Raw genomic sequence first — 25,103 nt, forward strand, 5'->3', positions numbered from 1 at the left:
CCTTTGCGAGCATGCGGTGCCCGATCCCGCTTCGGCACGGCCAGTGCCACAGGTGACGGCAGTCGTAGTAGCCCTTGTCGGTGTGACGCCTGCCGGGCCGGGCTCGGCCGGAGCGGATGGGCGGTTTGCCCGGGCACCGACCATGATCCACTAAGCATGATCTTTTGACGCCCGGCCCTGGAGCGTTGCCGACGGCGGCCGGCCCTCGGCTGTGCCCGTGGCGACGGCGTGGACGGCGAGGCGAACACGGTTGTCCCGGCCCGTCTTCGCCATCAGGTTCGCCACATGTGTCTTGACGGTGGTGACTCCCACGTGCAGACGGTCGGCGATCTCCTTGTTGGACAGGCCGTTGCCGATCATGCCGAGCACCTCCCGCTCGCGCGGGGTGATGGCAGGCGTGAGCGGTTCCTCGGCGCGGATGCCGGAAGACGCCCCGGTACGGGCATCGACGGCTTGACCGACCAACCGGTCGAGGGCGTCACGGCTGAACGGGGCCTCGCCGTGCGCGGCCCGGCGTACGGCGTCGACCAACTCGCCCGGCGGGGTGTCCTTGACGAGGAAGCCGCGAGCTCCGGCCGTGAGCGCCGGGTAGAGGTGCTCGTCGTCGTCGAAGGTGGTGAGCGCGACGACGCGGGCGGCGGGGCATGCGGCCATGATGCGGCGGGTGGCGGTGACGCCGTCCATCACGGGCATCCGCAGGTCCATGAGGACGACGTCCGGAAGGAGTCGCTCGGCCAGCCGCACCGCCTCTGCGCCGTTCTCCGCCTCGTCTAGGACCTCGATGTCCGGGACCTGCTCGAAGAGCATGCGCAGGCCCATCCGGACGAGGTGCTGATCATCGGCCACGAGGACGCGTATCACCGTGCCCCCTCCGGGATTCGTTGTCCGGCGAGCGGGGCCGGAAGCTCGGCCGTCAGACGCCAGCCACAGGATGTCGGGCCCGCCTCGAAGTGGCCGCCGCACAGGTCCACGCGCTCGCGCAATCCGATCAGGCCATGCCCCGATGGGCCCGGGGCCGGGTGCGCCGGACGAGCCGCACCGTCGTCCTGGAGCGTCAGGCGCACCGCGCCGTCGTCGGTCACCCTTATGGTCAGGTCGGCCCTTGTGCCGGAGCCGGCGTGCTTGGCCGTATTGGCCAGGCCTTCCTGGGCCAGACGGAGCACGGCCAGGCTGCGCACCGCGTCGAGGCGCGCCAGGGCGGGATCGATGACCGCGGTGACACCCAGACCGGCGCGCCGGTTGCTCTCCAGCACCACGTCCAGCGCGGCCGGGAGTGAGCCCGGCGTGATCAAGGCCGTGGCCGGTCCGGCTGCCGCGATGGTGTCCGGGTCGCGCAGGAAGGCGACCAGGCGGCGCAGATCCGCCAGTGCCTCGCTGCCGCTGGAGTGCAGGTCGTCGAAGACCTCGGTGACGCGCTCATCGGCTGTGTCCGGGATGACGTGCCGGGCAATGCCGACGCGCAGCACCATCGACGACACGTGATGGGCCACCAGGTCATGCAACTCGCGCGCGATGGCCGTGCGTTCCGCGGCGCGGGCAGCCGTGAGCCGTTGTCCGGCACGCGCCTTCTCCTGCTCCGCGTGGGCGCGGGCCGTGCGGGCCGCGTCGCGGGTGACCCGTACGTACGAGCCCATGAGCAGCGGCAGGCCCGCCACGATGCCCATCTTGTAGAGCACTGAGGGAAGTTCAACGGGAAGATCGGCGAGGCGGTTGGCGGCGACGGCGAGCGCCAGGGCGAGGGCACCGGTCAGCGGTCGGCGTCCACGCTCCCGCGCGGCCAGTTCGAAGAGGATGACGGCTGTCAGCACCTTCAGTGCGGGAACGATGTCCGAGCCGAGCGCGTGTGCGGCGACGAGCAGGCAGGACAGCGTGAGCAGCGCGCTCAGGGCCTCCCGGATCGCGACCGCGCACAGGGCGAGCCCGGCGGCAGCGAGACCCAAGTCCTTTGGTCCTGAGGGCTGGTGCAACAGCAGGAGATCGCCGACGAGCAGTCCGGCGAGCACCCCGGCCCTCACCGCGGCGAACCTCTGATCGAACACGCGCTCAATCCCTGATCGACTCACAGGCTCCACGATAGGAGGAGGCCGGTGTGGTCCGTGTCCTGCCACGGGAGGAGGGCGCCTCGTTCTCCTGGCCGCAAGGACCGGCCCGCGGGTGGAACCGGAGACGCGGCCGGGCTGCGAGCGTGGTCGCCATGGATACACACACCAATGCGTCGGACTACGTGAAGAACGGTTCCGTGGAGCGTCGGTCGCTGCTCAGTGGCGCCGTCGCCCTCGGTCTGGCGGGCGCGGCCCTGGGTGCGGGAACCCACGCGGCGAGCGCCGCGCAGACGGGTGCGCACGCGAAGAGCGGGCGCTTCCAGGGGAAGTCGGTGCTCATCACGGGCGGCACCTCGGGCATCGGCAGGGCGACAGCCCACGCCTTCGCGGCGGCCGGGGCACGTGTCGGGTTCTGCGGCAGGCGGGCCGAATGGGGGCGCCGGGTGGAACGGGAGATCCGGAACGCGGGCGGCGAGGCCACGTACATTCAGGCGGATGTGCGGGTGGCCGATCAGGTCCGACGTTTCGTGGACCAGGTCGCCGGCCGGTACGGCGGCATCGATGTGGCCTTCAACAACGCGGGCATCGGCAGCGGCAAACTGCCGCACGAGCTGACGGTCGAGGAGTGGGACGACGTCCAGGCCACCAACGCCCGGGGTGTCTTCCTTTCCATCAAGTACGAGGTCCCGTACATGCTGGAGGCCGGCCATGGGGTCATCGTATGCACCTCCTCATCCGCAGCCGATCAGGCCCGGCCGAACGGTGCCGCGTACACCGCGAGCAAGCGGGCGGTGCAGGGCATCGTCAAAGCCGCGGCGCTCGCATACGGGACCCAGGGCATCAGGGTCAACGCTCTGCTGCCGGGCACCACCGACACCCCCTTCGTTCGTCCGCCCGGAATTCCGGACGATGACTGGGCGGCGTACAAGAAGGCGTTCGGCCCGCTCAACATCGACGGCCTGGAGCGGATGGCCGAGGCCGATGAGATCGCAAGCGCGGTGCTCGGCCTCGCGTCCGACGACTTTCCCTACATGACGGGCGCTTCCGTCGCCGTGGACGGCGGAAGCACCGCCGGCCGGAAGATGGTCCAGCCGAGCCACGGCTGAGGCCGGACGGCGGTAACTCTGGTTCGTCGGCGGCTGTGGGACGGCTCGGCTCAGTCCGAAGCGATCGGTGGCCCGGCATGCGGCATGAGGGGCGGGCCGTCCTCCTCGACCGCCAGGGACACGACCCGCAGGAGAGCCGCCAAGTCGCGGAGCTCCTCTGCGGCCAGGGGAGCGAGCAGCGCGGCTTCGGCCTTCCGCTGGTCGTCGATCACCGCTGCCCACGTCGCGGCGCCCTGCGGGGTCAGGCCCACGAGAAGACTGCGGCGGTCCTCGGCCGCGTGTTCCCGAGCGATCAGGGCGGCAGACTGCATGCGGTCGAGGCGATTGGTGAGGGTCGCGGGATGGACACCGAGGCCCTGAGCGAGATGTGTAGGTGTCATGCGGTAGGGGTCTCCCGCCGCGCGCAGACGCCACAGGATCTCGTACTCCCACAGCCTCAGGCCATGGCGTGTCAGGGCGGCCTCCTTCCGCTGCTGCAGATACCGCACGAGCATCTGCATGCGGGTGACGGCACCCTCCAACTCCGGGACCAGACCGGGCACCTCCTGCGCCCAGCGGGCGACGTGCCGGTCGACCGAGTCGTGTCGCTGCGCTGTTCCCGTGTCCGGGTGCCGTGATGTCACGTCGTCATCCTACCCCGCAGATATTCTCGATTGAGATATTTTGAAATCGTAGTACCTTCTCGGTCATGTCTTCCTTCACGCTCGCGGGCCGCCTCGATGAGCACGTCATCGACAGCGCGCTCCTCCGTGGCAACCCCCTCGGCGATCCGACACGACGGCCGCTGTGGGTCTACACTCCGCCCGGCTACGAGGACGCGCCCGGCCGCCGCTACCCCGTCACCTATCTGCTCCTGGGATACGCGGGAACGCTCCCGGTCTGGCGCAATCGCACCGCCTTCCGGAAGCCGGTCCCCGAACTCGCCGACGAGATCTTCGCCCGGGGGGAAGCGCCCGGAACGCTGCTCGTCTTCGTGGACGCGTGGACCTCGTACGGCGGCAGCCAGTTCATCGACTCGCCCGGCACGGGGCGCTACCACTCCTACCTGTGCGAGGAGATCGTGCCCTACGTCGACGCCCGCTACCGGACCCTCCCGGTGCGCGAGCACCGAGCCGTCGCCGGCAAGTCCAGCGGCGGATTCGGTGCGGTGGTCTCCTCCATGCTCCGCCCGGATCTCTTCGGCGCCTTCGCCACCCACTCGGGCGACTCGCTGTCCGAGGCGCAGTACCAGCCGCACTTCCTGACCGCCGCCCGCCAGTTGCGGCCCTACGGGGGCGACATCTTCCGCTGGTGGGACGACTTCCGCTCGCGGGTCGCCTTCACCAAGGAAGAGGACCTGAACCTCCTGGAGATCCTCGGCGTCTCGGCCTGCTTCTCCCCTGGCCCCGACGGAACACCGGCCCTTCCGTTCGATCCCCGCACCGGGGCCCTGCGCGAAGCCGAATGGCAACGGTGGCTGGACTGGGACCCCGTCCGGATGACCACCGCCCACGCGGACGCCCTCCGTTCCCAGCGGGGCATCTGGATCGACGCGGGCACCCGCGACGAGTGGTTCCTGGACCTCGGGGCACTGGCCTTCCGTGACGCGCTCGCCGAGGCCGGAGTCGACGACGGCGTCGTGCGCTTCGAGCTCTTCGAGGGAGGCCACCACGCCGTGGAGTACCGGATGCCACCCGCGCTCGTCTGGCTGGCACACCGCATGTCCGACAGGCCCGGTGCGGCGGGGCTGGATGCGCCGCGTTCACCTGTCGTCGAGGAGGGCCGGCTCGGCGCGTAGCCTCCGGGTTCCGCCCTCGGCCTGTCCGGGGCGCCGCCCGACCGTTCACCGCACCATTCGCCGCTCCGAGCGACCGCTCGTCGCACGGGGCGGCTTTTGTCCTGTTCCTCGTGGCCTGAATGCGCTCGTATACGCCAGGTCGGCAGCGAGGCGGACCTTGGCGGGAAGGGCGTTCACCATGACCACGACGAAGACCGATGAGCGGGCGCTCGCGGAGCTCCAGCGTGAACACGGCCCCGCCCTGTTCCACTTCCTGCTCGGCCTGACCTTCGGTGACCGGCAGCGGGCCGAGGACCTGCTCCAGGAGACCCTGGTGCGGGCCTGGCAGCACCCGGAGGCGTTCGACGGACCCTACGAGTCGATGCGGCCCTGGCTGTTCACCGTGGCCCGCCGGCTGGCGATCGACGCCCGGCGCTCCCGGCTGGCCCGGCCGGCCGAGGTCAGCGACGCCGGCCTGGAGTGCGCGCCCGCCGGGGCCGACACGGCGGAGTCCGCGGTGGCGGCGCTCGACGTGCGCGAGGCGGTGCGTGCCCTGAGCCCGGAGCACCGGTCGGTCCTGGTGCAGATCTACTTCCGCGGACTGAGCGTGGGCGAGACGGCCGAGGTCCTCGGGATACCGGCGGGCACGGTCAAGTCGCGTTCGCACTACGCGCTCCGGCTGCTCTCCCGCAATCTCCCCGGCTACACGCGCCGCCCCTCCCGGGAACGGACGGTCGTCGGCGCCTCGTACATGTGACGCATCCAGTGCGGCGGATCCTGCCTTTCCGGCCACGCGGGACGCGCTCCCCCGGTTCAATGCTGCGTGGGCGATCGGCCGGGCCCCGCCGGCCGTACGGCCCCGAGATCGAGGGAATGGGGCGATACGTGATGCCTCCGGAACGTCATGAGGGGTCCGGCGCGGGCGAGCTGCCGGTCCCGATGGCCTGGATGTACGCGGAGTACCTGGCGGACGAACTGCTGCGCACCGGCGACCTGATGGAGCCGGCGACGCTGGAGTTCCGGGCGGGTCGGGACGCGCTGGCGCTGACCATCTTCCTGCTGGACGGTGCGGTGGCCGGGACGCTGCCGGCGGCGCGGGTGGACGAGCTGCGGCTGCTCACCGCGTCCGGGACGCCGTGGCACCACTGGGTGCGCACCCGGCTGGCCGCCCCGGTGGCGGGCGGCACCGAGGCGGACCTGGCACTGGCCCGGTCGGCCTGGCGGTGGCTGGAGGAGACCGAGCTGCTGGCCGCCGACCTGGAGGCCGTCGGCCCGCTGCCGCCCTGGGAGCCGGAGGAGGAGGCACAGGTGTGGACCCCGGCCTGGCAGCTGGGCCTGCCGCTGGGACACCTCGCTGTGCACCTTTACTAGAGGCGCCTGCACGAGGAGCCCCCGCGCCGCTCAGGACCCGTGCACCCCGGCGCGGTACTTCGGCAGCCGTACGGTGATCCGCATCCCGGCCCCGATGCCCGTCTCGATGACGAGCCCGTAGTCGTCCCCGTACACCTGGCGGAGCCGTTCGTCCACGTTGAGCAGGCCGATGCCGGTCGATCTGCCGCCCTCGCCGCGCAGGATGTGGCGCAGCCGCTGGGGGTCCATGCCGGTGCCGTCGTCCTCGATGACCACCTCGGCCTCGGAGCCGGCGTCCAGGGCGCTGATGGTGATGCGGCTCGAGGTGACGGCGCCTTCGAGGCCGTGTTTGACGGCGTTCTCCACGAGCGGCTGGAGGCAGAGGAAGGGCAGGGCGACGGGCAGGACCTCGGGGGCGACCTGGAGGGTGACGGAGAGCCGTTCGCCGAAGCGGGCCCGGACCAGGGCGAGGTACTGGTCGATGGAGTGCAGCTCGTCCGCGAGGGTCGTGAAGTCGCCGTGGCTGCGGAACGAGTAGCGGGTGAAGTCCGCGAACTCCAGGAGGAGTTCCCGGGCCTGTTCCGGGTCGGTGCGGACGAAGGACGCGATGGCGGCCAGTGAGTTGAAGATGAAGTGCGGGGAGATCTGAGCGCGCAGTGCCCTGATCTCGGCCTCGATGAGCTGGGTCCGGGAGCGGTCGAGTTCGGCCAGTTCCAGCTGGACGCAGACCCAGCGGGCGACCTCGCCCGCCGCGCGGGCCAGGACGGCCGATTCGCGCGGGGCGTAGGCGACGAGGGTGCCGAGGACCCGGTGGTCGACGGTGAGGGGCACGGCGACGGCCCACCTCAGCGGGCAGTCCAGGTCGTCGCAGTCGCTGCGGAAGGCGGTGTCGCGGCCGGTCTCCAGGACGCCCGCGACCTGCTCCATGACGTCCCGGCCGTGGTGGTCGCCCTCGCCGTCCCAGACGAGGATTCCGTCGCGGTCGGTGAGGCACAGCGCGTCGGTGCCCAGCAGGGAACGCAGCCGGCGCGCCGACCGGCGGGCGCTGTCCTCGGTGAGCCCGGCGCGGAGCGGGGGCGCGGCAAGGGACGCGGTGTGCAGGGTCTCGAAGGTGGCGTGCTCGACGGGCGTGCCGACGTCGCTGGTGCGCAGGGGCCGAGCGGTGCGGCGGCCGAGCAGGAGGCCCCCGGCGAAGAGCAGGAGGGCGAGCACGACGACGGCGGCGTATCCGGCCCCGGTCACCGGTGCCTCCCGGTGGTGAGCGCTTCGGGCAGGTGGAAGCGGGTCATGGCGGCGTTGGTGCCGGGCGGTATCCGGCTGGGCGTGGCGAGCGAGACCAGGATCATGGCGAGGAAGCCGACGGGGACGGACCAGACGGCGGGCCAGGCGAGCAGGGCGTGCGGCCATCCGGGCGGGCGCACCGCGCCGCTGACCGTGATGGCGACGGAGAGCAGCGCGGAGCCGCCGCCGAGCAGGAGTCCGGCCACCGCCCCGGGCGGGGTGAGCCGCCGCCACCAGATGCCGAGGACGAGCAGTGGGCAGAAGGAGGAGGCGGAGACGGCGAAGGCCATGCCCACGGAGTCGGCGACGGGGACCCGGCTGACCATCAGCGAGCCGCCCAGGGGCACGGAGATGGCGAGGACGGTGGCCAGCCGGAAGTGCCGCACCCCGCGCGAGGGCAGCACGTCCTGGGTGATGACCCCGGCGACGGCCATGGTGAGCCCGGACGCGGTGGAGAGGAACGCGGCGAACGCGCCGCCCGCGACGAGCGCCCCGAGCAGGTCGCCGCCGAGGCCGCCGATGACGCGGCCGGGCAGCAGGAGCACGGCGGCGTCCGCGTCCCCGCCGTGGATCAGCTCGGGGGCGTACAGGCGGCCCAGCGCGCCGTAGACGGGCGGCAGGAGGTAGAAGACGCCGATGAGGGCGAGGACGGCGACGGTGGTGCGGCGGGCGTCGCGGCCGTTGGGGCTGGTGTAGAAGCGGACGACGACGTGCGGCAGGCCCATGGTGCCGAGGAAGGTGGCAACGATGAGGCCGTAGGTCGCGTACAGCGGGTGGTCGGCGCGGAACGCGGAGAGGTGTTCGTCGAAGGTGATGCGGGGTTGTCCGTCGCCCTGCCAGGCCAGCACCAGGAAGATCGCGGGGACGAGGAGCGCGGTGAGCTTCAGCCAGTACTGGAAGACCTGGACGAAGGTGATCGAACGCATCCCGCCGGCCGCGACGGCGAGCACCACGACGGAGGCGACGAGCACGTCGCCGAGCCAGCCGGGCGCGCCGGTGAGGATCTTGAGCGTGAGTCCCGCGCCCTGGAGCTGGGGCACCAGATAGAGCCAGCCGGCGCCGACGACGAGGACGCTGACGAGTCGGCGTACCTGCCGGGATTCCAGGCGCCCTTCGGCGAAGTCGGGCAGGGTGTACGCCCCCGAGCGGCGGAGCGGCGCGGCGACGAAGACCAGCAGGACCAGATAGCCGGCGGTGTAGCCGACCGGGTACCAGAGCATGTCGGGTCCGTGCACGAGGACCAGGCCCGCGATGCCGAGGAAGGAGGCGGCGGAGAGGTATTCGCCGCTGATGGCGGCGGCGTTGAGCCGGGGGCGCACGGTGCGCGAAGCCACGTAGAAGTCGGAGGTGGTGCGGGAGATCCGCAGCCCGAAGCCGCCGACGAGGACGGTGGCCAGGACGACGACGGCGACGGCCGCCACCGCGTACGTGCGGCTCACGGGGCGGAGCGGCCTTCCACGAGCCGGGCGAAGTCGCTCTCGTTGCGCTCGGCGCGGCGCACGTACCACCAGGCGAGCACGGTGAGCGGCGGGTAGGCGGCGAAGCCGAGGACCGCCCAGACGACGGCGGAGCTGTGCAGGGCCTCGAAGACGAGGGGCAGGGTGCCCACGACGGCGGCGAGGACGGCGAAGGCGGTGAGCCCGGCCCGCAGCTGCCCCCGCATCAGCGAGCGGACGTAGGCGCCGCCGAGCGCGGTCTGCTCGTCGATCTCCGACTGGGTGCGGTAGCGCGGCAGCGGGCGCACCCGCCGGGGCTCCCCCGTCACCACTTCGCGCCGGGGTGTGGGCTCTGCGGACATGGGGCCGGAGTGTAGGCGGCACCCGGCCCTGCTGGGAAGGGGTTCACGGGCCGGTAGCCGCTGGTCAGCGGCCGGTCCGCCGCATCAGCAGATCGCGCAGCGCGCGGGTGTGGCGGCGGCTGACGGCGAGTTCCGCGGTGCCGATGCGGACGCTCATGCTGCCGGCGTCCAGGCGCAGTTCGTCGATCCGGCCGAGTGCCACGAGGTGGCGGCGGTGGATGCGGACGAAGCCGCGGGTGCGCCAGCGCTCCTCCAGGGTGGTGAGGGGGACGCGGACGAGGTGGCTGCCGTGGGCAGTGTGCAGCCGGGCGTAGTCGCCCTGGGCCTCGGCATAGGTGATGTCGCCGATCGGTATGAAGCGGATGACGCCGCCCAGTTCGACGGCTATCTGGTCCTGCGCGGTGTCGTGGACGACGGGGGCGGAACGGTCCTGGACCTGCTCGGCGACGCGCCGTACGGCCTCGGCGAGGCGTTCGCGGCGGACCGGTTTGAGGACGTAGTCGACGGCCTTGAGGTCAAAGGCGTGCACGGCGAAGCCCTCGTGGGCGGTGACGAAGACGATGAGCGGCGGCGCGGCGAACCCGGCGAGGAGCTGGGCGACGTCGAGCCCGGTGAGACCGGCCATGTGGATGTCGAGGAAGACCACGTCGATGGCTGACGGGTCGTCGGGCCCCGCGTCGACGGCGCTCCCGATGCGGCGCAGGGCCTCGGTGGCCCCGGTGGCCCCTTCCGCGCTGCGGATGCGGGGGTCGGCGCGCAGGAGGTAGAGCAGTTCCTCCAGGGCGGGTTCTTCGTCGTCGACGGCGAGTACGCGGAGCATGAGGCCGGAGTGTAGGGCGTGCCCCGCGCATCGCGCCCCTACTTGAGCAGCCGGGACAGGCGGCGGTCCGCGAGGGGTTTGCCGCCGGTCTGGCAGGTCGGGCAGTACTGGAGGGAGGAGTCGCTGAAGGAGACCTCGCGGATGGTGTCCCCGCAGACCGGGCACGGCAGGCCGGTACGTCCGTGGACGCGCATCGCGCTCTTCTTCTCGGCCTTCAGCCGGCCCGCCTCGACGCCGCCGGACCGGGCCACCGCCTCTTCCAGCGTGGAGCGCGTGGCGTCGTGGAGCCGGGTGATCTCGTCGTCGGTGAGGTTCGCGGTGAGCTTGAACGGCGACATCCTGGCGACGTGCAGGATCTCGTCGCTGTACGCGTTGCCGATGCCGGCGATGAGGGACTGGTCGCGCAGGGCGCCCTTGATCTGGCGGCGTTCCCCGTCGAGCAGTGAGGCGAAGGCGTCCCGGTCGAATTCCGGGCCGAGCGGGTCGGGTCCGAGGCGGGCGATCCCGGGAACCTCGGCCGGGTCGTGCACGAGGTGGACGGCGAGGCGTTTGGTGGTGCCGGCCTCGGTCAGGTCGAAGCCGTCGCCGCCGGTGAGGACGGTGCGCAGCGCCAGCGGGCCCTTGCCGGGGCGCGGCGGGGCAGCGGGAAAGGCGTCGTTCCAGCGGAGCCAGCCGGCCCGGGCGAGGTGGGTGACCAGGTGGAGCGGGCCGACGCCGATGTCGAGGAACTTGCCGTGCCGCCGCACGTCGGTGACCGTGCCGCCGTGCAGGGCGGTGAGCGGCGGGTCGTACGTCTTGAGGACGCTGATCGCGAGCGGCAGGACGCGGTCGATCTCCTTGCCGACGAGGTGGTCGTCCAGGAAGAGCCGCAGGGCTTCGACTTCCGGCAGTTCGGGCATGCTCCCAGCCTGCCGCAGCCGCGCCCGGGACGCCTATCGGAGGCCGTAGACGCGTTCGGCGGTGGCGGCGAGCACGGCGGCCCGCTCGTCGTCGCTCAGGTCCTGGATCAGAGCGCGGGCGGTGTCCAGGACCTCGGTGTACGTGGCGGCGAGGCGGCACACCGGCCAGTCCGAGCCGAACATGAGCCGCCCGGGCCCGAAGGCGTCGATGACGGTCTCCGCGTACGGGCGCAGGCCGTCCGTGGTCCACGTGCGCCAGTCCGCTTCGGTGACGAGTCCGGAGAGCTTGCAGACGGTGTTGGGGAGGGCGGCGAACGCACGCAGGTCGTCGGCCCAGGGCCGGGTGCGCCCGGTGGCGACGGGCGGCTTCCCCGCATGGTCGAGTACGAGGACGAGCTCCGGGAGCGCCGCGGCGGCCCGGGTCGCGGCGGGCAGCTGGTGCGGGAGGACCACCAGGTCGTAGACGAGCCCGGCGTCGGCCACGGCGGCCAGACCGCGCAGCACGTCGGGTCGCAGCAGCCACTCGGGGTCCGGTTCGCCCTGGACCTGGTGGCGCAGCCCGACGAGGCGGTCGCCCCCGGGGAGTTCGCGCAGGGCGGCCAGGGTGTCGGCGATGTCCGGCGCGGTGAGGTCGGTCCAGCCGACGACTCCGGCGACCAGCTCGCGGCGGTCGGCGAGCGCCAGGAACTCGGGCGTCTCCTCGGCCACGGTGACGGTCTGGACGAGGACGGTGGCGCTCACCCCGGCCGCGTGGGCCTCGGGCTCCAGGTCGGCCAGGGTGAAGTCGCGGCGCAGGGGGGCCAGCGCCTCCCCGGTGATCCAGTCCTGGTCGCGGACCGCGAGGTCCCACACGTGGTGGTGGGCGTCCACGACACGGGACGCGGCGGTCATCTCACAGCTCCCAGACGACGGGGAGCCCGGCTTCGGCGCCGTCGGCCGAGTAGTCGTGGGCGATGTCGAGGAGACCGCCCATCCGGGCCTGCCAGGCTACGTTGACGGGCAGTTGCTCCAGCTCGGCGAGGAGGCGCGGGTAGTCGTCGCACTCGATGAGGTGGAAGAGGTCGGTGCCGCTGCGCCAGATCGTCCAGGAGCCGGCGCCGGCCGCCCGGATCGCCCGGGTCAGCTCCGGCGGGACCTCGCGGTGCGCGGCCTCGTACTCGGCGATGCGGTCGGCGCGGACCTTGGTGTGCAGGGCGATGCGCATGTCAGTGTCCGTTCCCGGGCAGCAGGCCCTGTTCGCGCAGGTCGTCCCAGAGCGCGCCGGGGATCTCCCGGTCGAGTTGCGCGGCGGCGTCGCGCACCTCGTACGGGGAGCGGGTGCCGACGAGCACTCCGGCGACGGCGGGGTGGGTGAGCGGGTAGTGCAGGGCGGCGGCGCGGAGGGGGACTCCGTGGGCCTCGGTGACGCCCCTCAGCCGGAGGGCGCGGTCGAGCAGACCGATCGGGGCGGTGGTGTAGTCGTAGGTGGCGCCGGGGCGCGGGTCGGCGAGGAGGCCGGAGTTGAAGACCCCGCCGACGACGACGCTCCGGCCGCGCGCGGCGGCGGCCGGCAGCAGCTCGGTGAGGGCCGACTGGTCGAGGAGGGTGAAGCGGCCGGCGCACAGGACGACGTCGACGTCGGTGTCGCGGACGAAGCGGGTGAGCATCGCGGTCTGGTTCATGCCCGCGCCGATCGCTCCGACGATCCCTTCGGCACGGAGCCTCTCCAGTTCCGGATACGCCTCGCGGAAGGCGGGCTCGGCGTGGTCGTCGGGGTCGTGGAGGTAGGCGATGTCGATGCGGTCGAGGCCCAGGCGGCCGAGGCTGTCCTCGATGCTGCGGCGGACTCCGGCCGCGCTGAAGTCCCAGCGGCGGCGGTGCGTGGCGCGTACCGCGAAGCCCTCGGAGAGCCCGTCGGACGCGGCGGTCCGCTCCGGGGGCAGCGGGTCGAGGACGCGGCCGACCTTGGTGGAGAGCGTGTACGCGTCACGGGGGCGGTGGCGCAGGGCCTCCCCGAGGCGGCGTTCGGAGAGGCCGAGTCCGTAGTGCGGCGCGGTGTCGAAGTAGCGGATGCCCGCGTCCCAGGCGGCGTCGACGGTGGCCGCTGCCCGTTCCGGTTCCACTTCGCTGAAGAGGTTGCCGATGGCGGCCGCGCCGAAGGAGAGTTCGGTGATCTCGACCGTGCTGCCGCCCAGCCTGCCGCGCCGCATCCTGTCGTCGCCCTCCCCGGTGATCGCTGCCACACAGCGAATATTCATCGGATCACTTGGGCGCGTCAACACGGCTGCAGCCGCCACTTACAGCGCACAGGCATCGATCTGTCCGATCTATGCCTTGATCACCCCTGCTCGATCACCCCTGCCGGGTCACCTCCGCCAGGAGCGCTTCCAGTTCCGCGTCGACGCACCGCGCGAGGCCGTCCAGGCCGGGCAGCGCCTTGCCGTCGCCCACGATTCCGATGTGGACGCGCGAGCCGTACGTCGTCAGCGCGACGGCCATCGACTGCCCCCGGGCGAGCGGCGCCATCGGGTACAGGGCGCTCAGCGGGCAGCCGGCCAACGAGAGGCGCGAGCGCGGCAGGGGCACGCTGGTGACCAGGAGGTCGAAGAGCATCCGGGCCGCGTTCCCGGCGAGCGGCGCGCCGAAACGGTGGGCCAGCGACGGCAGCTGATCGGCCAGCACGGCGACCGCTCCGGCCCCCCGCAGCGGGCCCGCCGCCTTGTTCCGGTCCATCGCTTCGCGTACCGCCCGCAGGCGCTCCCGGGGGTCCGGCTCCGAGACGGGGAGGTCCAGGAGGTAGGCGGAGAGCCGGTTGCCGGTGGCCACGGCCGCGCCGCCCGGCCGACGGCGGGAGACCGGGACCAGGGCGCGCGGGTCGTCGCGCGGCGGGGTCTCGCCGCGCTCCAGCATCCAGCGCCGCAGCGCACCCGCCACGACGGCGAGCAGCACATCGTTGCCGGTGCCCCCGGTCACGCGGCGGACGCGTCGCACGGCGTCGAGGTCGAGGTCCGCCGTGGCCAGCCGCCGGGTCCCGCTGGAGCCGGCCCGGAGCACAGGCGCGCCGCGCGGATCGAGGCGGCCGGCCCGGACCAGCGAGGCCCCGACCCCGAAGGCGCGGCCCAGGTCCTCGATCCGGCCGAGCGCCAAACCGGCCACCTGGCGCGGGCCCGGCATCCAGGACCGGGGCGGGACCGGACGCGGCCGGGCCGGGGGACGGGGACGGGCGGTCACGGAGGCGATCTGGTCGAAGATGCCGGCCCCGATGGCGACGGCGCGCATCCCGTCGGCGAGCGCGTGATGGAGCTTGACCAGCACCGCGAACGGGCCGCCGTCCGGTCCGTCGATGAGGTACATCTCCCAGGGCGGCAGGCCCCGTCGGAGCGGCCGCTCCATCAGCTCTCCGGCGAGCCGGGTCGCCGCCGCCATGAAGCCCGCACCGCCCGGCGCGGCCTCATCGGCGGGCAGCCGGACGCGCCGGACGTGCCGGTGCACGTCGAACTCGGGATCGGCGGACCAGGCCGCGCCGCCCACGGGGAGCAGCACGTCGCGCACCCGCATGCGCAGCCGGGGAATCGCGGCGGCGCGGGCGCCGAGGAGGCCGAGGAGCGCGTCGGGGCCGGGGGCGGCGCCGGGGGGCGGCGCGAAGACGGCGAGCGCGCCGAGGTGCATGGGGTGGGCATCGGACTCGAGGTGCCAGAAGGCGAGATCGAGGGGTGCCAGTAGCTCAGTGCCCAACGGGTCCTCAATGTCGTCGAAGACGGAGACCGACCGGTTCGCAGTCAATCTCCGGCGGTCCATCACGGTCAAGTACAGACACGTTACGTTCAGTTACATTCCTATTGCGCGTCACTTCTCGCCCGTCCGGACGAGGGGCGGGCGCGGGGTCAGTCGCGTGGCGGAACGACGAATTCGCTCCAGACGCACTTGCCGGTCCCCCGGGACTCCACGCCCCAGGAGTCCGCGAGCTGGTCGACCAGGAGCAGGCCGCGTCCGGAGACCCCGGCCTCGCCGGCTTCCCGGCGGCGCGGCAGGGCGCTCGACCGGTCCTCGACGTCGACCCGGAGCCGCCGCTCGGGGCCGGTGAGGACCCGGATCGTGACGACGGCTCCGCCGTCCGTGTGCATCAGGGCGTTGGTGACGAGCTCGTCGGCGGCCAGCTCGACCTCGTCGGCCCGGTCCTTGGCGCCCCAGGCCCGGACCGCCGCGCGGATCATGTGCCGGGCCGAGCTCAGCGCTTCGGGGTCGTTCTGGGCGACGTGCTGCTGGAGCCGGCCGCCGGGCTGCGGGGCCTGGGCGGCCTTGCGGCGCAGGAGCAGCAGGGCCACATCGTCCTCACCGCCGCGCTCGTCCACGGACGCGCAGAGGCGGTCGGCGAGCTGGTCGAGGTCCTGCGGGCCGTTGGTGACGAGGGCGGTGAGCCGCTGGGTCCCCTCGTCCAGATCGGCGCCCGGGAGTTCCACCAGTCCGTCGGTGAACAGCACCATGGTCTGGCCGGGGTCCAGCTCGACCGTGCTGACCGGGTACTCGAGCCGGCCGAACTCGGCGGAGAGCCCGAGCGGCAGCCCGCCCTCGGACGGCACCCTGCGGCAGCCGCCGTCGGCGTCCCGGACGAGCGGGTCGACGTGTCCGGCGCGGACCAGCTGGACCACGCCCGTCGTCAGGTCGGCCTCGGCGTAGGTGCAGGTCGCGAAGCGGTCGGTGTCGAGTTCGTGCAGGAAGACGGAGGCCCGTGCCATGACCGTGGCGGGGCTGTGTCCCTCGGCTGCGTACGCGCGCAGCACGATGCGGAGCTGGCCCATCACGGCGGCCGCGTGGGTGTCGTGGCCCTGGACGTCCCCGATGACGGCGCCGACCCGGCCGCCGGGCAGCGGGATGACGTCGTACCAGTCGCCGCCGATGTCCCGGCCGAGCCGGGCCGAGCGGTAGCGCACGGCGATCCGGGCGCCGGGCACGTCGGGAATCCGGCGCGGCAGCATGGCCTGCTGGAGCCCCTCGGCGAGGTCGTGCTCCTGTTCGTAGAGCATGGCGCGCTGGAGGCTCTGGGCGATGGAGCTGCCGAGGGCCAGCAGCAGGTTCCGTTCGTCGGCGGTGAAGCCGTCCTTGCCGCTGTAGAGGAGGCCGAGCGCCCCGATGGGGCGGGCCTGGGCGATCAGCGGGAGATAGGCGGCGGAGGTGATGCCGAGGTGGCTGATGTGCGGCCACAGGACGGGGTAGGAGGCCGCGAAGTCCTCGGCCGACTCGATGAACCGGGGGCCGAGCGTGCGGACGACCTCGCTCATCGGGTACTGCTCGTCCGTCCGGGTGTACCGGGTGCCGGGCACGAACGACCCCTCGGGCCCGTCGGCCACCAGGTGGATGCGCCCGGCCTCGATCAGGCCCATGACCAGGCTGGTCGCGCCGAGCAGGGCCAGGCCCTCGGAGTTCTTCAGGACCTCGATGACGTCCTTGACGGTACGGGCGTGGGCCAGGGCGGCCGTGGTGGAGTCGACCAGGCTGGTGCGGCGGCGCAGCTCCTCGTCCAGCTCGCGGCGGGCGGCGGACTCGGCGAGCTCCGGGCCGGCGTCCCTGACGATGCCGATGATCCGGCGGGGGCGGCCGCTGTCGTCACGGCGCACGAAGCCCTGGGTGTGCGCCCAGCGCAGGGTGCCGTCGCGCGACTGGAGGCGGAAGTACGCCCCGTAGTTGCTGCGGCCACTCTTCAGCGTCTCCGAGACCATGGCGTCCAGCCGGACGCCCTCGTCGGGCGGCACGCGCAACCCGAGCGTCTCGGGCCGGTTGTCGTATTCGTCGGCCCTCAGATCGAACACGTCGAGGGCGGGCCGGTCCAAGTGCATGAGGCCGCTGTCGAGATCCCAGTCGAAGCTGCCCATTCGGTTCAGGGCGAGGCTGAGATCCGGGTGGGCGGGCCAGTCGTCCGGGAGTGACAGGGCACCCGCTACCCGATCATCCATGTGCGTCACTCTGCCACCATTTGTCCGATTCTTCGACTGAACCGTCCATTTGGTGAACGTGCGATAGGACACATCCGCGGAGCAGGCCGGAGGCCCGCATCCCAAGGATTTCCGGCACGGCGGTGCGGGAGGGAGGCCCGAATACCTGCCGGTAACGCCGCCCCGCCCCGAAAGCGGGTCCGAGCAGCGGATAACGTGTGCGAGGGGTCGACTAAGCCTTGCCTTACCAACCGGCCCCGATCCTGCTCGCCCGTTCGAAGGAACAGCTCGCCATGACACGCCCCGTCCGCGTCGCCATCGTCGGAGCCGGTCCCGCCGGCATTTACGCGGCGGACGCGCTGCTCAAATCCGACGCGGCCGCCGACCCGGGCGTCTCCATCGACCTCTTCGAGCGGATGCCCGCCCCGTTCGGCCTGATCCGCTACGGCGTGGCGCCCGACCACCCGCGCATCAAGGGCATCGTGCAGGCGCTGCACCAGGTGCTGGACAAGCCGCAGCTGCGCCTGTTCGGCAACGTCGACTACCCGAACGACCTGGACCTCGACGAGCTGCGCACGTTCTACGACGCGGTGATCTTCTCGACCGGCGCCGACGCCGACCGCGCGCTCGACATCCCCGGCCACGACCTGGACGGCTCGTACGGGGCCGCCGACTTCGTCTCCTGGTACGACGGCCACCCGGACGTCCCGCGCACCTGGCCGCTGGAGGCCGAGAAGGTCGCCGTGCTGGGCGTGGGGAACGTGGCCCTCGACGTGGCCCGCATCCTCGCGAAGACCGCCGACGAGCTGCTGCCGACGGAGATCCCCGCCAACGTCTACGAGGGCCTGAAGGCGAACAAGGCGCTGGAGGTGCACGTCTTCGGGCGGCGCGGCCCGGCCCAGGCGAAGTTCAGCCCGATGGAGCTGCGCGAGCTGGACCACTCGCCGAACATCGAGGTCATCGTCAACCCCGAGGACATCGACTACGACGCGGGGTCGATCGAGACCCGGCGCGGGAACAAGCAGGCCAACATGGTCGCCTCCACGCTGGAGAACTGGGCGATCCGCGACGTCGGCGACCGTCCGCACAAGCTGTTCCTGCACTTCTTCGAGTCCCCCGTCGAGATCACCGGCGAGGACGGCCGGGTGACCGGTCTGCGCACCGAGCGCACGGAGCTGGACGGCACCGGCAACGTGCGCGGCACCGGCACCTTCCACGACTGGGACGTCCAGAGCGTCTACCGGGCCGTTGGCTACTACTCCCGCGAGCTGCCGAAGCTGCCGTTCGACGTCGCTTCCGGCACCGTCCCGCACGCCGCGGGCCGGGTCCTCGAAGGCGGCGAGCCGATGGAGTCGGTGTACGTCACCGGCTGGATCAAGCGGGGCCCGGTCGGCCTGATCGGCCACACCAAGGGCGACGCCAACGAGACGGTCGCCTGCCTGCTGGAGGACCACGCCGCCGGACGGCTGCCCGCCCCGGCGCGGCCCGAGCCGGAGGCCGTGACCGCCTTCCTGGAGGAGCGCGGCATCCGCTACACCACCCGTGAGGGCTGGTACCGCCTCGACGCGCACGAGCGCGCCCTCGGGGCCGAGCAGGACCGCGAGCGCGTGAAGGTCGTGGAGCGCGAGGCGATGCTGGACGCCTCGGAGGCCGGCCACTGACACCACGACGACGGCCCCGCACTTCCCGGAAGGGGTGTGCGGGGCCGTCCCTTCACCACCGCGCGGCCGGACCGTCCGCCACGCCCCGGGGCAGCCGGATGGACGTCGGAGGCTCGTCGGACCCGGGCGGCCGGTCCGGCACCGGCGGCACCCCGGAGGGCCCGTCCGTGGGCTCTCCGGTCGGCTCCGGGCAGCGGGTCTCCCCCGGCACCCGGGCTAGCAGGCCGCGGGCCGCCACCGGCTCACCGGGAGGTGTGGGCGTCTCCGGCGCGGGCACGTCGGGCGTCGGGCAGTCCTCCGGGGACCGGGACGGCGGGGGCTCCGACGGCTCCTCGGGCCGCTTCGTGCCGGGCGGCGGTACGTCGGGAAGCGGACCGGTGATGTCGGTGTCGGGGGTGTAGGGCGGCGGCTCTTCGGGAACGCGGTCGCCGGTGCCCTCGTCGCCGGCCGGACGGGCGATCCAGCTGTGGTGGGCCAGGTCGGCGATCACCAGTTCCGCCACGGGCCGCGCGGCGGGCTCGACCACGACGGTCCGCGCCGGGTCGAACCCCTCCCACCGCTTGCCCCGCCCGGCCGCCGCGTCGCCCGCCCCGGACGGCCGCTCCAGCGGGTTACCGCAGGCGCAGCGGACCCGGGGCAGCCCCCGTGCGTCGACCATGACCGCGGTGCCCGCCTGCAGGACGGCCTGGTACGTGGTGACGGAGCCGTCCCGGAAGCCGTGCCCGGTGACCAGGGTGTCGGCCCGCAGCAGGACGGGCGTCAGGCCCCGCAGGAAACCGGCGACCTGGCCGCGTGCGACGGACACGGTGCGCGCGAACGCCTCTTCCCGCGCCGGGTCCACGGCAAGCATCCGGATCTGCGCCTCGACGTCGCAGGAGGGGACGGCGCGCGTTCCGGCGTACAGTCCGGGCGTCGATCCCGCGCGCTCGACCGCCTGCCCGCGCGCCGCCGGGGAGCGGGGGGCACCGGTCCGCACGGCGTCCGGGGGCAGCGCCGGGCCGCCCGCCGTCGAGGCGGTGAAGGGAGCGGTCCCGGGGTCGGCCGCGGGCTGGAGGACGGGTCCGGCGGCGTCGCCCGTTCGCGTGGCCGGGGCGCGGCCGGAGGTGCCCCGCGCGCAGCCCGCGGTGAGCAGGAGGGACACGCAGAGCAGGGCGGGGACGGTGCGGCGCGGTCGTATGCGTGAGGGCACGGGCGGGTCTCCTGCCTGGTCACCGGTCTCCCGGTCGCTCCTCTCATGTCTGCCGCACTTCCCGGTCCGCCGCAAACGGACGGGGCGGGGCGATCCGGCGGGCGGCAGGCGCACGGCCGATACTGGAAACGATGGAGTGGTTCACCGCTGACGGGTACTGGCTCGGCCGGCTGGTCTTCCAGAAGGCCCTCGCCGTCGTCTACCTGACCGCCTTCCTCACCGCGGCGCTTCAGTTCCGGGCGCTGATCGGGGAGCGCGGCATGCTGCCCGCGGCCGGGGAGCTGCGGCGTACGTCCTGGCGCACCGCCCCGGGACTCTTCCGGCTCCACTGCTCCGACCGCTTCTTCGCCGTGGTCGCGTGGACCGGGTGCGCCGTCTCCGTCGCGCTGGTCGCCGGGGCGGACAACCACCTGCCGCTGGGGGCGGCGATGGCGCTGTGGGCGGTGCCGTGGCTGCTGTACCTGTCGATCGTTCAGGTGGGCGGAGTCTGGTACGGCTTCGGCTGGGAGTCACTGCTCCTCGAGACGGGTTTCCTCGCCGTCTTCCTGGGGAACGCGGGCACGGCGCCACCGGTGCTGGTGCTCTGGCTGCTGCGGTGGCTGCTGTTCCGGGTGGAGTTCGGCGCCGGGCTCATCAAGTGGCGCGGCGACGCCTGCTGGCGGAAGCTGACGTGTCTGGACTTCCACCACGAGACGCAGCCGATGCCGGGCCCGCTGAGCTGGTTCTTCCACCGGCTCCCCCGGCCCGTGCACCGGGTCGAGGTGGCGGCCAACCATGTGACCCAGCTGCTCGTACCGGTGCTGCTGTTCACCCCGCAGCCGGTGGCGAGCGCGGCGGCCGCGCTGATGATCGTCACGCAGCTGTGGCTGGTGCTCTCGGGGAACTTCGCCTGGCTCAACTGGCTGACCATCACGCTGGCCCTGCCGGCCATCGACTGGTCGCCGGTGACCGAGCCGCCCGCCCAGCGGGGTGCCCCCGTCTGGTACGAGGCGGTGGTCATCGCGGTCACCGCGCTGGTCCTGGCCCTCAGCTACCGGCCGGCCCGCAATCTGGTCTCCCGCCGCCAGGTGATGAACCGGTCCTTCGACCCGCTGCACCTGGTCAACACGTACGGTGCGTTCGGCAGCATCAGCCGGGTCCGCCTGGAGGTGGCGGTCGAGGGCACGGACGACGCGGTGGTGCACCCGGGCACGGTGTGGAAGGAGTACGGCTTCAAGGGCAAGCCGGGCGATCCGCGCCGGATGCCGCGCCAGTTCGCCCCGTACCATCTCCGGCTCGACTGGATGATGTGGTTCGCCGCGCTCTCCCCCGCGTACGCCAGGTCCTGGTTCGGGCCGTTCGTCGAGCGGCTGCTGGAGAACGACCCGGACACGCTGCGGCTGCTGCGGCACAACCCGTTCCCGGACGCCCCGCCCGCCCAGGTGCGGGCCAGGGTCTTCCGCTACCGGTTCACGACCTGGCGCGAGCTGCGGGCCACCGGCCGCTGGTGGCACCGCACGTTCGTACGCGACTTCCTGCGCCCGACCAGGGCGTGAGCGGCTACTTCTCGCTCTCGCGGGCCCGCAGCAGGCGGCTGATCTGCTGGACCAGTTCGTCGTCGCTCGCCACCCGCCGCCCGGAGACCAGGGCACCCAGGCGCTCGGCGGTCTGGAAGTCGTAGGCGCGCTCGGCCTCCTCGCCGGGCACGTTCGCGTACTCCTCCCCGGCCCGGAAGCCGACGGTCAGGTCGACGGCCTTGGCGATGAGCCAGGTGAGGATGAACGAGAACGCGATCACGGACACGATCGCGACGAGCTGTTTGCCGAGCAGGCCCCAGCCGCCCCCGTAGAACAGGCCCTCCTTGCCGCTGATCCGGGCCGTGGCGAAGAGGCCGACCATGATCAGGCCGATGAAGCCGCCGACCCCGTGCACCCCGACCACGTCGAGCGTGTCGTCCACGTTGAAGCGGAACTTGAGGGTGATCGCGTACGCGCTCACCGCGCCGACGACCAGGCCCGTGATCACCGCGCCCAGGGTGTTGATCTCACCGCACGCCGGGGTGATGGCGACCATGCCCGCGACGGCCGAGGAGACGACGCCCATCGTGGTCACCCTGCCCGTGCGCCACTTCTCGACCAGGGGCCAGGTCACCATGGCGCCCGCCGCACCGAGCTGGGTGTTGATGAAGGCGGCCGCGGCCGTGCCCTGGTCGGTGAGCGCGGAGCCGGAGTTGAAGCCGAACCAGCCGAACCACAGCAGCCCGACGCCGACGACCACGAGCGGGATGTTGTTCGGGCGCTCCTCACGGCGGGCGAAGTCGCGGGGCGCGCGCAGCACGAGGGCGACGGCGAGCCCGGCGACCCCGGAGTTGAGCTCCACCGGCAGCCCGCCCGCGAAGTCGAGGGCGCCGAGGTGCTTCACGATCCAGCCGTCCTTGTCGAACACCCAGTGCGCGACGGGGATGTAGACGATCAGCAGCCACAGCACGACGAAGACGAGCCAGCCCCGCATCGTGGCACGGTCGGCGATGGAGCCGCTGATCAGCGCCACGGTGATGATGGCGAAGCCCATCTGGAAGGTGCTGTAGATGTACGTGGGAATGGCCCCGGTCAGCGTGTTGAGCTGGATGCCCTTCATGAACACGTGGTCGAGGTTCCCGATGAGCCCGGCACCGCCGACGTCCGGCCCGAAGGCCAGGGTGTAGCCGATGACCCACCAGACGAGGGTGCCGAAGGCCAGCGCGGCGAAGCTCATCTTGATCATCATGAGCACGTGCCGGGTGCGCACCATGCCGCCGTAGAAGAAGGCGAGGCCGGGCGTCATCAGCAGGACCATGGCGGTGGCGGCGAGCAGCCAGGCGGTGTCCCCGGAGTCGTACGCGGCCGGCATGGGCGCGGGAGCGGTAATCATCGGCGGTACCTCGGGTAGGGGGCGGGAAGGGCTACGGCTTGCGCAGGTCGGGCGGGCGGTGGCCGGTCAGCAGCCGGCGTACGGCGTGCCAGGCGGCCCGGTGTGCCTCGGCGACCCGGACCGGGCTGTCGTCCAGCAGCCGCACCCACGCCCCGCAGTCCCGGGGAAGCACGCTCACCCCGTACAGGACGCCGAGCCCGGCGAGGGCCTCGTGCAGGGTGTCGGCGAGCCCGGCGGCGGGAACGCGGTCGGTCACCACGAAGAGCGAGGCGACGTGGTCGTGGCCGGCGAACACCCCGGGGCCGAGGACTCCGGGCCCGGGCTCACCGTTCCCCTGCTGCCCGGGCGCCAGGCGCAGCGTGTCGACGGCGAGGAGGGTGCCGTCGGGCCTGCTGACGCGGAGGTCGGTGGCGAGCGCCCGGTACGCGTGGCGCTCGCCCCGGGCGAGCCGGCCGGCGGTGAGGGTGTCGCCGACGAGAACGGTGGCGCCGGGCGCGACGGTGACCTCGGTGCGCTGGTAGAACCTCGCGTCCCGGAACGGGATGAGCGGGTCTGGGAGGTATTCGACGTAGCTGCCGGCCTCGGCGGTGAGGTGGACGCGTTGGCTCGCGTAGTCGTGCTCCATCCGGAAGACCTTGGTGGCTGCCTGGGTCGTCAGATGGACCTGCGTGCCGGGGCCGCAGTGGAAGTCCATCCGGTAGCGGTCGGCCTGGGCGATACCGCCGCCGGTCGCCATGAGATAGACGTAGGCCATGCCGGGCTGCGCGGGGTCGATCCACAGCGGGCGCATGATCTGGAGCGGGGTCTTCTGGTAGCGCCCGACGAGTTCGGTGCGTCCGCCCCGCACGGCGAAGGCGAGGTCGAGGATGCCGACCTTGGCCGGGGAGCCGGGCGCCAGGGTGTCCGGGACGGAGGCCAGGGCCGCCACCTCCGGGGGGACGCGGACGGGCGTGTAGTAGTCCTCGGCGAGCCGGGCCTTCGGCCGTTGCGGGGCGAGCGCCATGTCAGATCAGCACCTTGCGGCGCGATTCGAGGTAGCCGGCGATCTCGTCCACGCCCACGCCGGTCAGGCAGTCGGTGAGGACGACGGGACGGTCGCCCCGCACCCGGTGGGCGTCGGACTCCATGACGCCGATGTCCGTACGCACGTACTGCGCGATGTCGATCTTGTTGATGACCAGGAGGTCGGAGTCGGTGATGCCGGGTCCGCGCTTGCGAGGCATCTTCTCGCCCTCCGCCGTGTCGAGCACGAAGAGGAAGAGGTCGACCAGGGCCGGGCTGAACGTCAGGGTGAGGTTGTCGCCGCCGGACTCGTACAGGAGCGTGTCGGTGTCCGGGAAGCGCTCCAGCATCTCGGCGCCCGCCGCGAGGTTCATCGTCGGGTCGTCGCGTACGGCGGTGTGCGGGCAGGCCCCCGTCTCGACGCCGACGACACGCTCGGGTTCCAGGACTCCGGCCAGCGTGCGGCGCACGTGCTGGGCGTCCTCCTGGGTGTAGATGTCGTTGGTGATGACGGCGGGGCGGTGACCGCGTGCGATCAGGACCGGGACCAGGGCCTCGATCAGCGCGGTCTTGCCGGAGCCGACGGGGCCGCCGATGCCGACCCTGAGTACGTTGTCGTCCATGGTGCTCCTAGGGGTGTCGTGGTGGGTGCTCAGCTGGCGAAGAGGCGGGCCTCGGCGCGTTCGTGACGGCCCGACATGACGTCCGAGGCGAAGACGGTGGCGCCCACGTCGTCCAATTCCCTGCGCAGCGCCGCGTCGACGGTGGTCTCGATGACGGGCGCGGCACCTCTGAGCAGGGTCTGCGCCGTACGGTGATCGGTCAGCCTCAGCCGCAGGGCGGCACCAGCGAAGCTCACGCAGAACGCGAACAGGTCCGCCGCGACCGCCTGGCGGACCGGGACCCCGGTCGCCGCGTAGACGACCCCGGCCGCCACCGCCTGGGTGCCGGGAGCTTCGCGGCGCACGACCCGGTCGTAGTAGTCGCCGATCTCCGGGCGGCCGAAGACCTCGTGGCCCAGGTCCAGGAGCTGTCGCCCGGTCCGGGTGGCGGCCTGGCGCATCTCCCGGCCCAGCTTCGTGGCGAACAGGTGCTCGTCGACGCGGACCACGGTCTCCGGGTCGCCCGCCGCGGTCGCCCGGTGGGCGAGGGCGAGCGCGGTGGCGTCGGCGGGCCCGACACCGTGCAGCAGCAGGCCCGACAGCAGCGACGGCAGGCTCGCCGCGTCCACGGCGCCCGCCTGGGCGAAGCCCTCCAGGCTGTGCGAGAGGGTGTAGAAGCCGCTGGGGAACGCCGAGTCGGTCAGCTGGAGGCTGACCAGCAGCGGCCCGAGGCCGGTGGCCGCCGTGGTCCCCGATGGGCCGGGGTCGCCCGCGATGTCGCCCTCCTTGCGGTACATCG

The 25,103-nt window shown here is 72.7% G+C and carries 24 protein-coding genes; 6 read left to right on the plus strand and 18 right to left on the minus strand.

Annotated elements, in window-relative coordinates; translation table 11 throughout:
• Window positions 1-150: 150 nt before the first annotated feature.
• The gene (locus AB0L33_RS18725) at window positions 151-861 is read right to left on the minus strand and encodes a response regulator transcription factor (protein ID WP_365682695.1); all 711 of its coding nucleotides are present in this window, start codon (window positions 859-861) and stop codon (window positions 151-153) included.
• Entirely contained in the window at window positions 858-2,039 is a 1,182-nt protein-coding gene (locus AB0L33_RS18730) for a histidine kinase (protein ID WP_365682697.1), read from the minus strand. The genes AB0L33_RS18725 and AB0L33_RS18730 overlap by 4 nt, the downstream gene beginning before the upstream one ends.
• Window positions 2,040-2,194: 155 nt before the next feature.
• Here AB0L33_RS18730 and AB0L33_RS18735 point away from each other — a divergent pair, with 155 nt between their 5' ends.
• Window positions 2,195-3,148, plus strand: coding sequence for an SDR family oxidoreductase (locus AB0L33_RS18735; RefSeq protein ID WP_365682699.1), 954 nt, complete (start codon window positions 2,195-2,197; stop codon window positions 3,146-3,148).
• Between the two features lie 50 nt (window positions 3,149-3,198).
• Here AB0L33_RS18735 and AB0L33_RS18740 read toward each other — a convergent pair whose 3' ends face one another.
• Window positions 3,199-3,771, minus strand: coding sequence for a MarR family transcriptional regulator (locus tag AB0L33_RS18740; RefSeq protein WP_365682701.1), 573 nt, complete (start codon window positions 3,769-3,771; stop codon window positions 3,199-3,201).
• 65 nt (window positions 3,772-3,836) lie between these two features.
• Between AB0L33_RS18740 and AB0L33_RS18745 the strand changes: the two genes are divergently transcribed.
• The 3 genes from AB0L33_RS18745 (at window position 3,837) to AB0L33_RS18755 (ending at window position 6,275) form a co-directional block, all read left to right on the plus strand.
• Window positions 3,837-4,925, plus strand: a complete 1,089-nt coding sequence (locus AB0L33_RS18745; RefSeq protein WP_365682703.1) for an alpha/beta hydrolase-fold protein — start codon at window positions 3,837-3,839, stop codon at window positions 4,923-4,925.
• Between the two features lie 178 nt (window positions 4,926-5,103).
• Window positions 5,104-5,661, plus strand: a complete 558-nt coding sequence (locus tag AB0L33_RS18750; RefSeq protein ID WP_365682705.1) for a sigma-70 family RNA polymerase sigma factor — start codon at window positions 5,104-5,106, stop codon at window positions 5,659-5,661.
• A 131-nt stretch (window positions 5,662-5,792) separates the two neighbouring features.
• Window positions 5,793-6,275 (plus strand): hypothetical protein, encoded by a 483-nt coding sequence (locus tag AB0L33_RS18755; RefSeq protein WP_365682707.1) that lies wholly within the window; start codon window positions 5,793-5,795, stop codon window positions 6,273-6,275.
• A gap of 30 nt (window positions 6,276-6,305) precedes the next feature.
• Here the strand turns inward: AB0L33_RS18755 and AB0L33_RS18760 are convergent, their stop codons facing one another.
• The 10 genes from AB0L33_RS18760 to AB0L33_RS18805 all read right to left on the minus strand — a co-directional run bounded on the left by AB0L33_RS18760 (window position 6,306) and on the right by AB0L33_RS18805 (window position 16,982).
• Window positions 6,306-7,496: a histidine kinase gene (locus tag AB0L33_RS18760; protein ID WP_365682709.1), complete on the minus strand. Its 1,191-nt coding sequence runs from the start codon at window positions 7,494-7,496 to the stop codon at window positions 6,306-6,308.
• On the minus strand, window positions 7,493-8,974 hold the full coding sequence (locus AB0L33_RS18765) for a cation acetate symporter (protein WP_365682711.1): 1,482 nt from the start codon (window positions 8,972-8,974) through the stop codon (window positions 7,493-7,495). Before AB0L33_RS18765 ends, AB0L33_RS18760 begins: the two co-directional genes overlap by 4 nt.
• Window positions 8,971-9,333 (minus strand): hypothetical protein, encoded by a 363-nt coding sequence (locus AB0L33_RS18770; protein ID WP_073967248.1) that lies wholly within the window; start codon window positions 9,331-9,333, stop codon window positions 8,971-8,973. Before AB0L33_RS18770 ends, AB0L33_RS18765 begins: the two co-directional genes overlap by 4 nt.
• Window positions 9,334-9,397: 64 nt before the next feature.
• The gene (locus tag AB0L33_RS18775) at window positions 9,398-10,153 is read right to left on the minus strand and encodes a LytTR family DNA-binding domain-containing protein (protein ID WP_365682714.1); all 756 of its coding nucleotides are present in this window, start codon (window positions 10,151-10,153) and stop codon (window positions 9,398-9,400) included.
• Between the two features lie 38 nt (window positions 10,154-10,191).
• Complete coding sequence (locus tag AB0L33_RS18780; RefSeq protein WP_365682716.1) at window positions 10,192-11,052, minus strand: DNA-formamidopyrimidine glycosylase family protein; 861 nt, start codon at window positions 11,050-11,052, stop codon at window positions 10,192-10,194.
• 33 nt (window positions 11,053-11,085) lie between these two features.
• On the minus strand, window positions 11,086-11,943 hold the full coding sequence (locus AB0L33_RS18785; protein WP_365682718.1) for an amidohydrolase family protein: 858 nt from the start codon (window positions 11,941-11,943) through the stop codon (window positions 11,086-11,088).
• 1 nt (window position 11,944) lies between these two features.
• Window positions 11,945-12,256, minus strand: coding sequence for an L-rhamnose mutarotase (locus tag AB0L33_RS18790; RefSeq protein ID WP_365682719.1), 312 nt, complete (start codon window positions 12,254-12,256; stop codon window positions 11,945-11,947).
• A 1-nt stretch (window position 12,257) separates the two neighbouring features.
• On the minus strand, window positions 12,258-13,241 hold the full coding sequence (locus AB0L33_RS18795; protein WP_365683049.1) for an aldo/keto reductase: 984 nt from the start codon (window positions 13,239-13,241) through the stop codon (window positions 12,258-12,260).
• Between the two features lie 142 nt (window positions 13,242-13,383).
• Window positions 13,384-14,766, minus strand: coding sequence for a wax ester/triacylglycerol synthase family O-acyltransferase (locus tag AB0L33_RS18800; protein ID WP_365682721.1), 1,383 nt, complete (start codon window positions 14,764-14,766; stop codon window positions 13,384-13,386).
• A gap of 149 nt (window positions 14,767-14,915) precedes the next feature.
• On the minus strand, window positions 14,916-16,982 hold the full coding sequence (locus tag AB0L33_RS18805; protein WP_365682723.1) for a SpoIIE family protein phosphatase: 2,067 nt from the start codon (window positions 16,980-16,982) through the stop codon (window positions 14,916-14,918).
• A gap of 272 nt (window positions 16,983-17,254) precedes the next feature.
• Between AB0L33_RS18805 and AB0L33_RS18810 the strand changes: the two genes are divergently transcribed.
• On the plus strand, window positions 17,255-18,622 hold the full coding sequence (locus AB0L33_RS18810; protein ID WP_365682726.1) for an FAD-dependent oxidoreductase: 1,368 nt from the start codon (window positions 17,255-17,257) through the stop codon (window positions 18,620-18,622).
• Between the two features lie 52 nt (window positions 18,623-18,674).
• On the opposite strand, the gene AB0L33_RS18815 is transcribed toward AB0L33_RS18810, so the two are convergent.
• Window positions 18,675-19,811 (minus strand): DUF6777 domain-containing protein, encoded by a 1,137-nt coding sequence (locus AB0L33_RS18815; RefSeq protein WP_365682728.1) that lies wholly within the window; start codon window positions 19,809-19,811, stop codon window positions 18,675-18,677.
• Between the two features lie 131 nt (window positions 19,812-19,942).
• Between AB0L33_RS18815 and AB0L33_RS18820 the strand changes: the two genes are divergently transcribed.
• A complete protein-coding gene (locus tag AB0L33_RS18820) occupies window positions 19,943-21,346 on the plus strand; it encodes a lipase maturation factor family protein (RefSeq protein ID WP_365682730.1) in 1,404 nt (467 codons plus the stop codon).
• 4 nt (window positions 21,347-21,350) lie between these two features.
• Here the strand turns inward: AB0L33_RS18820 and AB0L33_RS18825 are convergent, their stop codons facing one another.
• From AB0L33_RS18825 to AB0L33_RS18840, 4 genes are read right to left on the minus strand one after another with little or no spacing between them, the layout of a single operon-like run.
• Window positions 21,351-22,700: an ammonium transporter gene (locus AB0L33_RS18825; RefSeq protein WP_365682732.1), complete on the minus strand. Its 1,350-nt coding sequence runs from the start codon at window positions 22,698-22,700 to the stop codon at window positions 21,351-21,353.
• Between the two features lie 31 nt (window positions 22,701-22,731).
• Window positions 22,732-23,703, minus strand: coding sequence for an urease accessory protein UreD (locus tag AB0L33_RS18830; RefSeq protein WP_365682734.1), 972 nt, complete (start codon window positions 23,701-23,703; stop codon window positions 22,732-22,734).
• A gap of 1 nt (window position 23,704) precedes the next feature.
• Window positions 23,705-24,325: an urease accessory protein UreG gene (gene ureG / locus AB0L33_RS18835; protein WP_018523069.1), complete on the minus strand. Its 621-nt coding sequence runs from the start codon at window positions 24,323-24,325 to the stop codon at window positions 23,705-23,707.
• A gap of 29 nt (window positions 24,326-24,354) precedes the next feature.
• Complete coding sequence (locus AB0L33_RS18840) at window positions 24,355-25,101, minus strand: urease accessory UreF family protein (protein WP_365682736.1); 747 nt, start codon at window positions 25,099-25,101, stop codon at window positions 24,355-24,357.
• Between the last annotated feature and the right edge of the window lie 2 nt (window positions 25,102-25,103).

This window comes from Streptomyces sp. NPDC052299, from assembly GCF_040679335.1.
Lineage (GTDB): Bacteria > Actinomycetota > Actinomycetes > Streptomycetales > Streptomycetaceae > Streptomyces.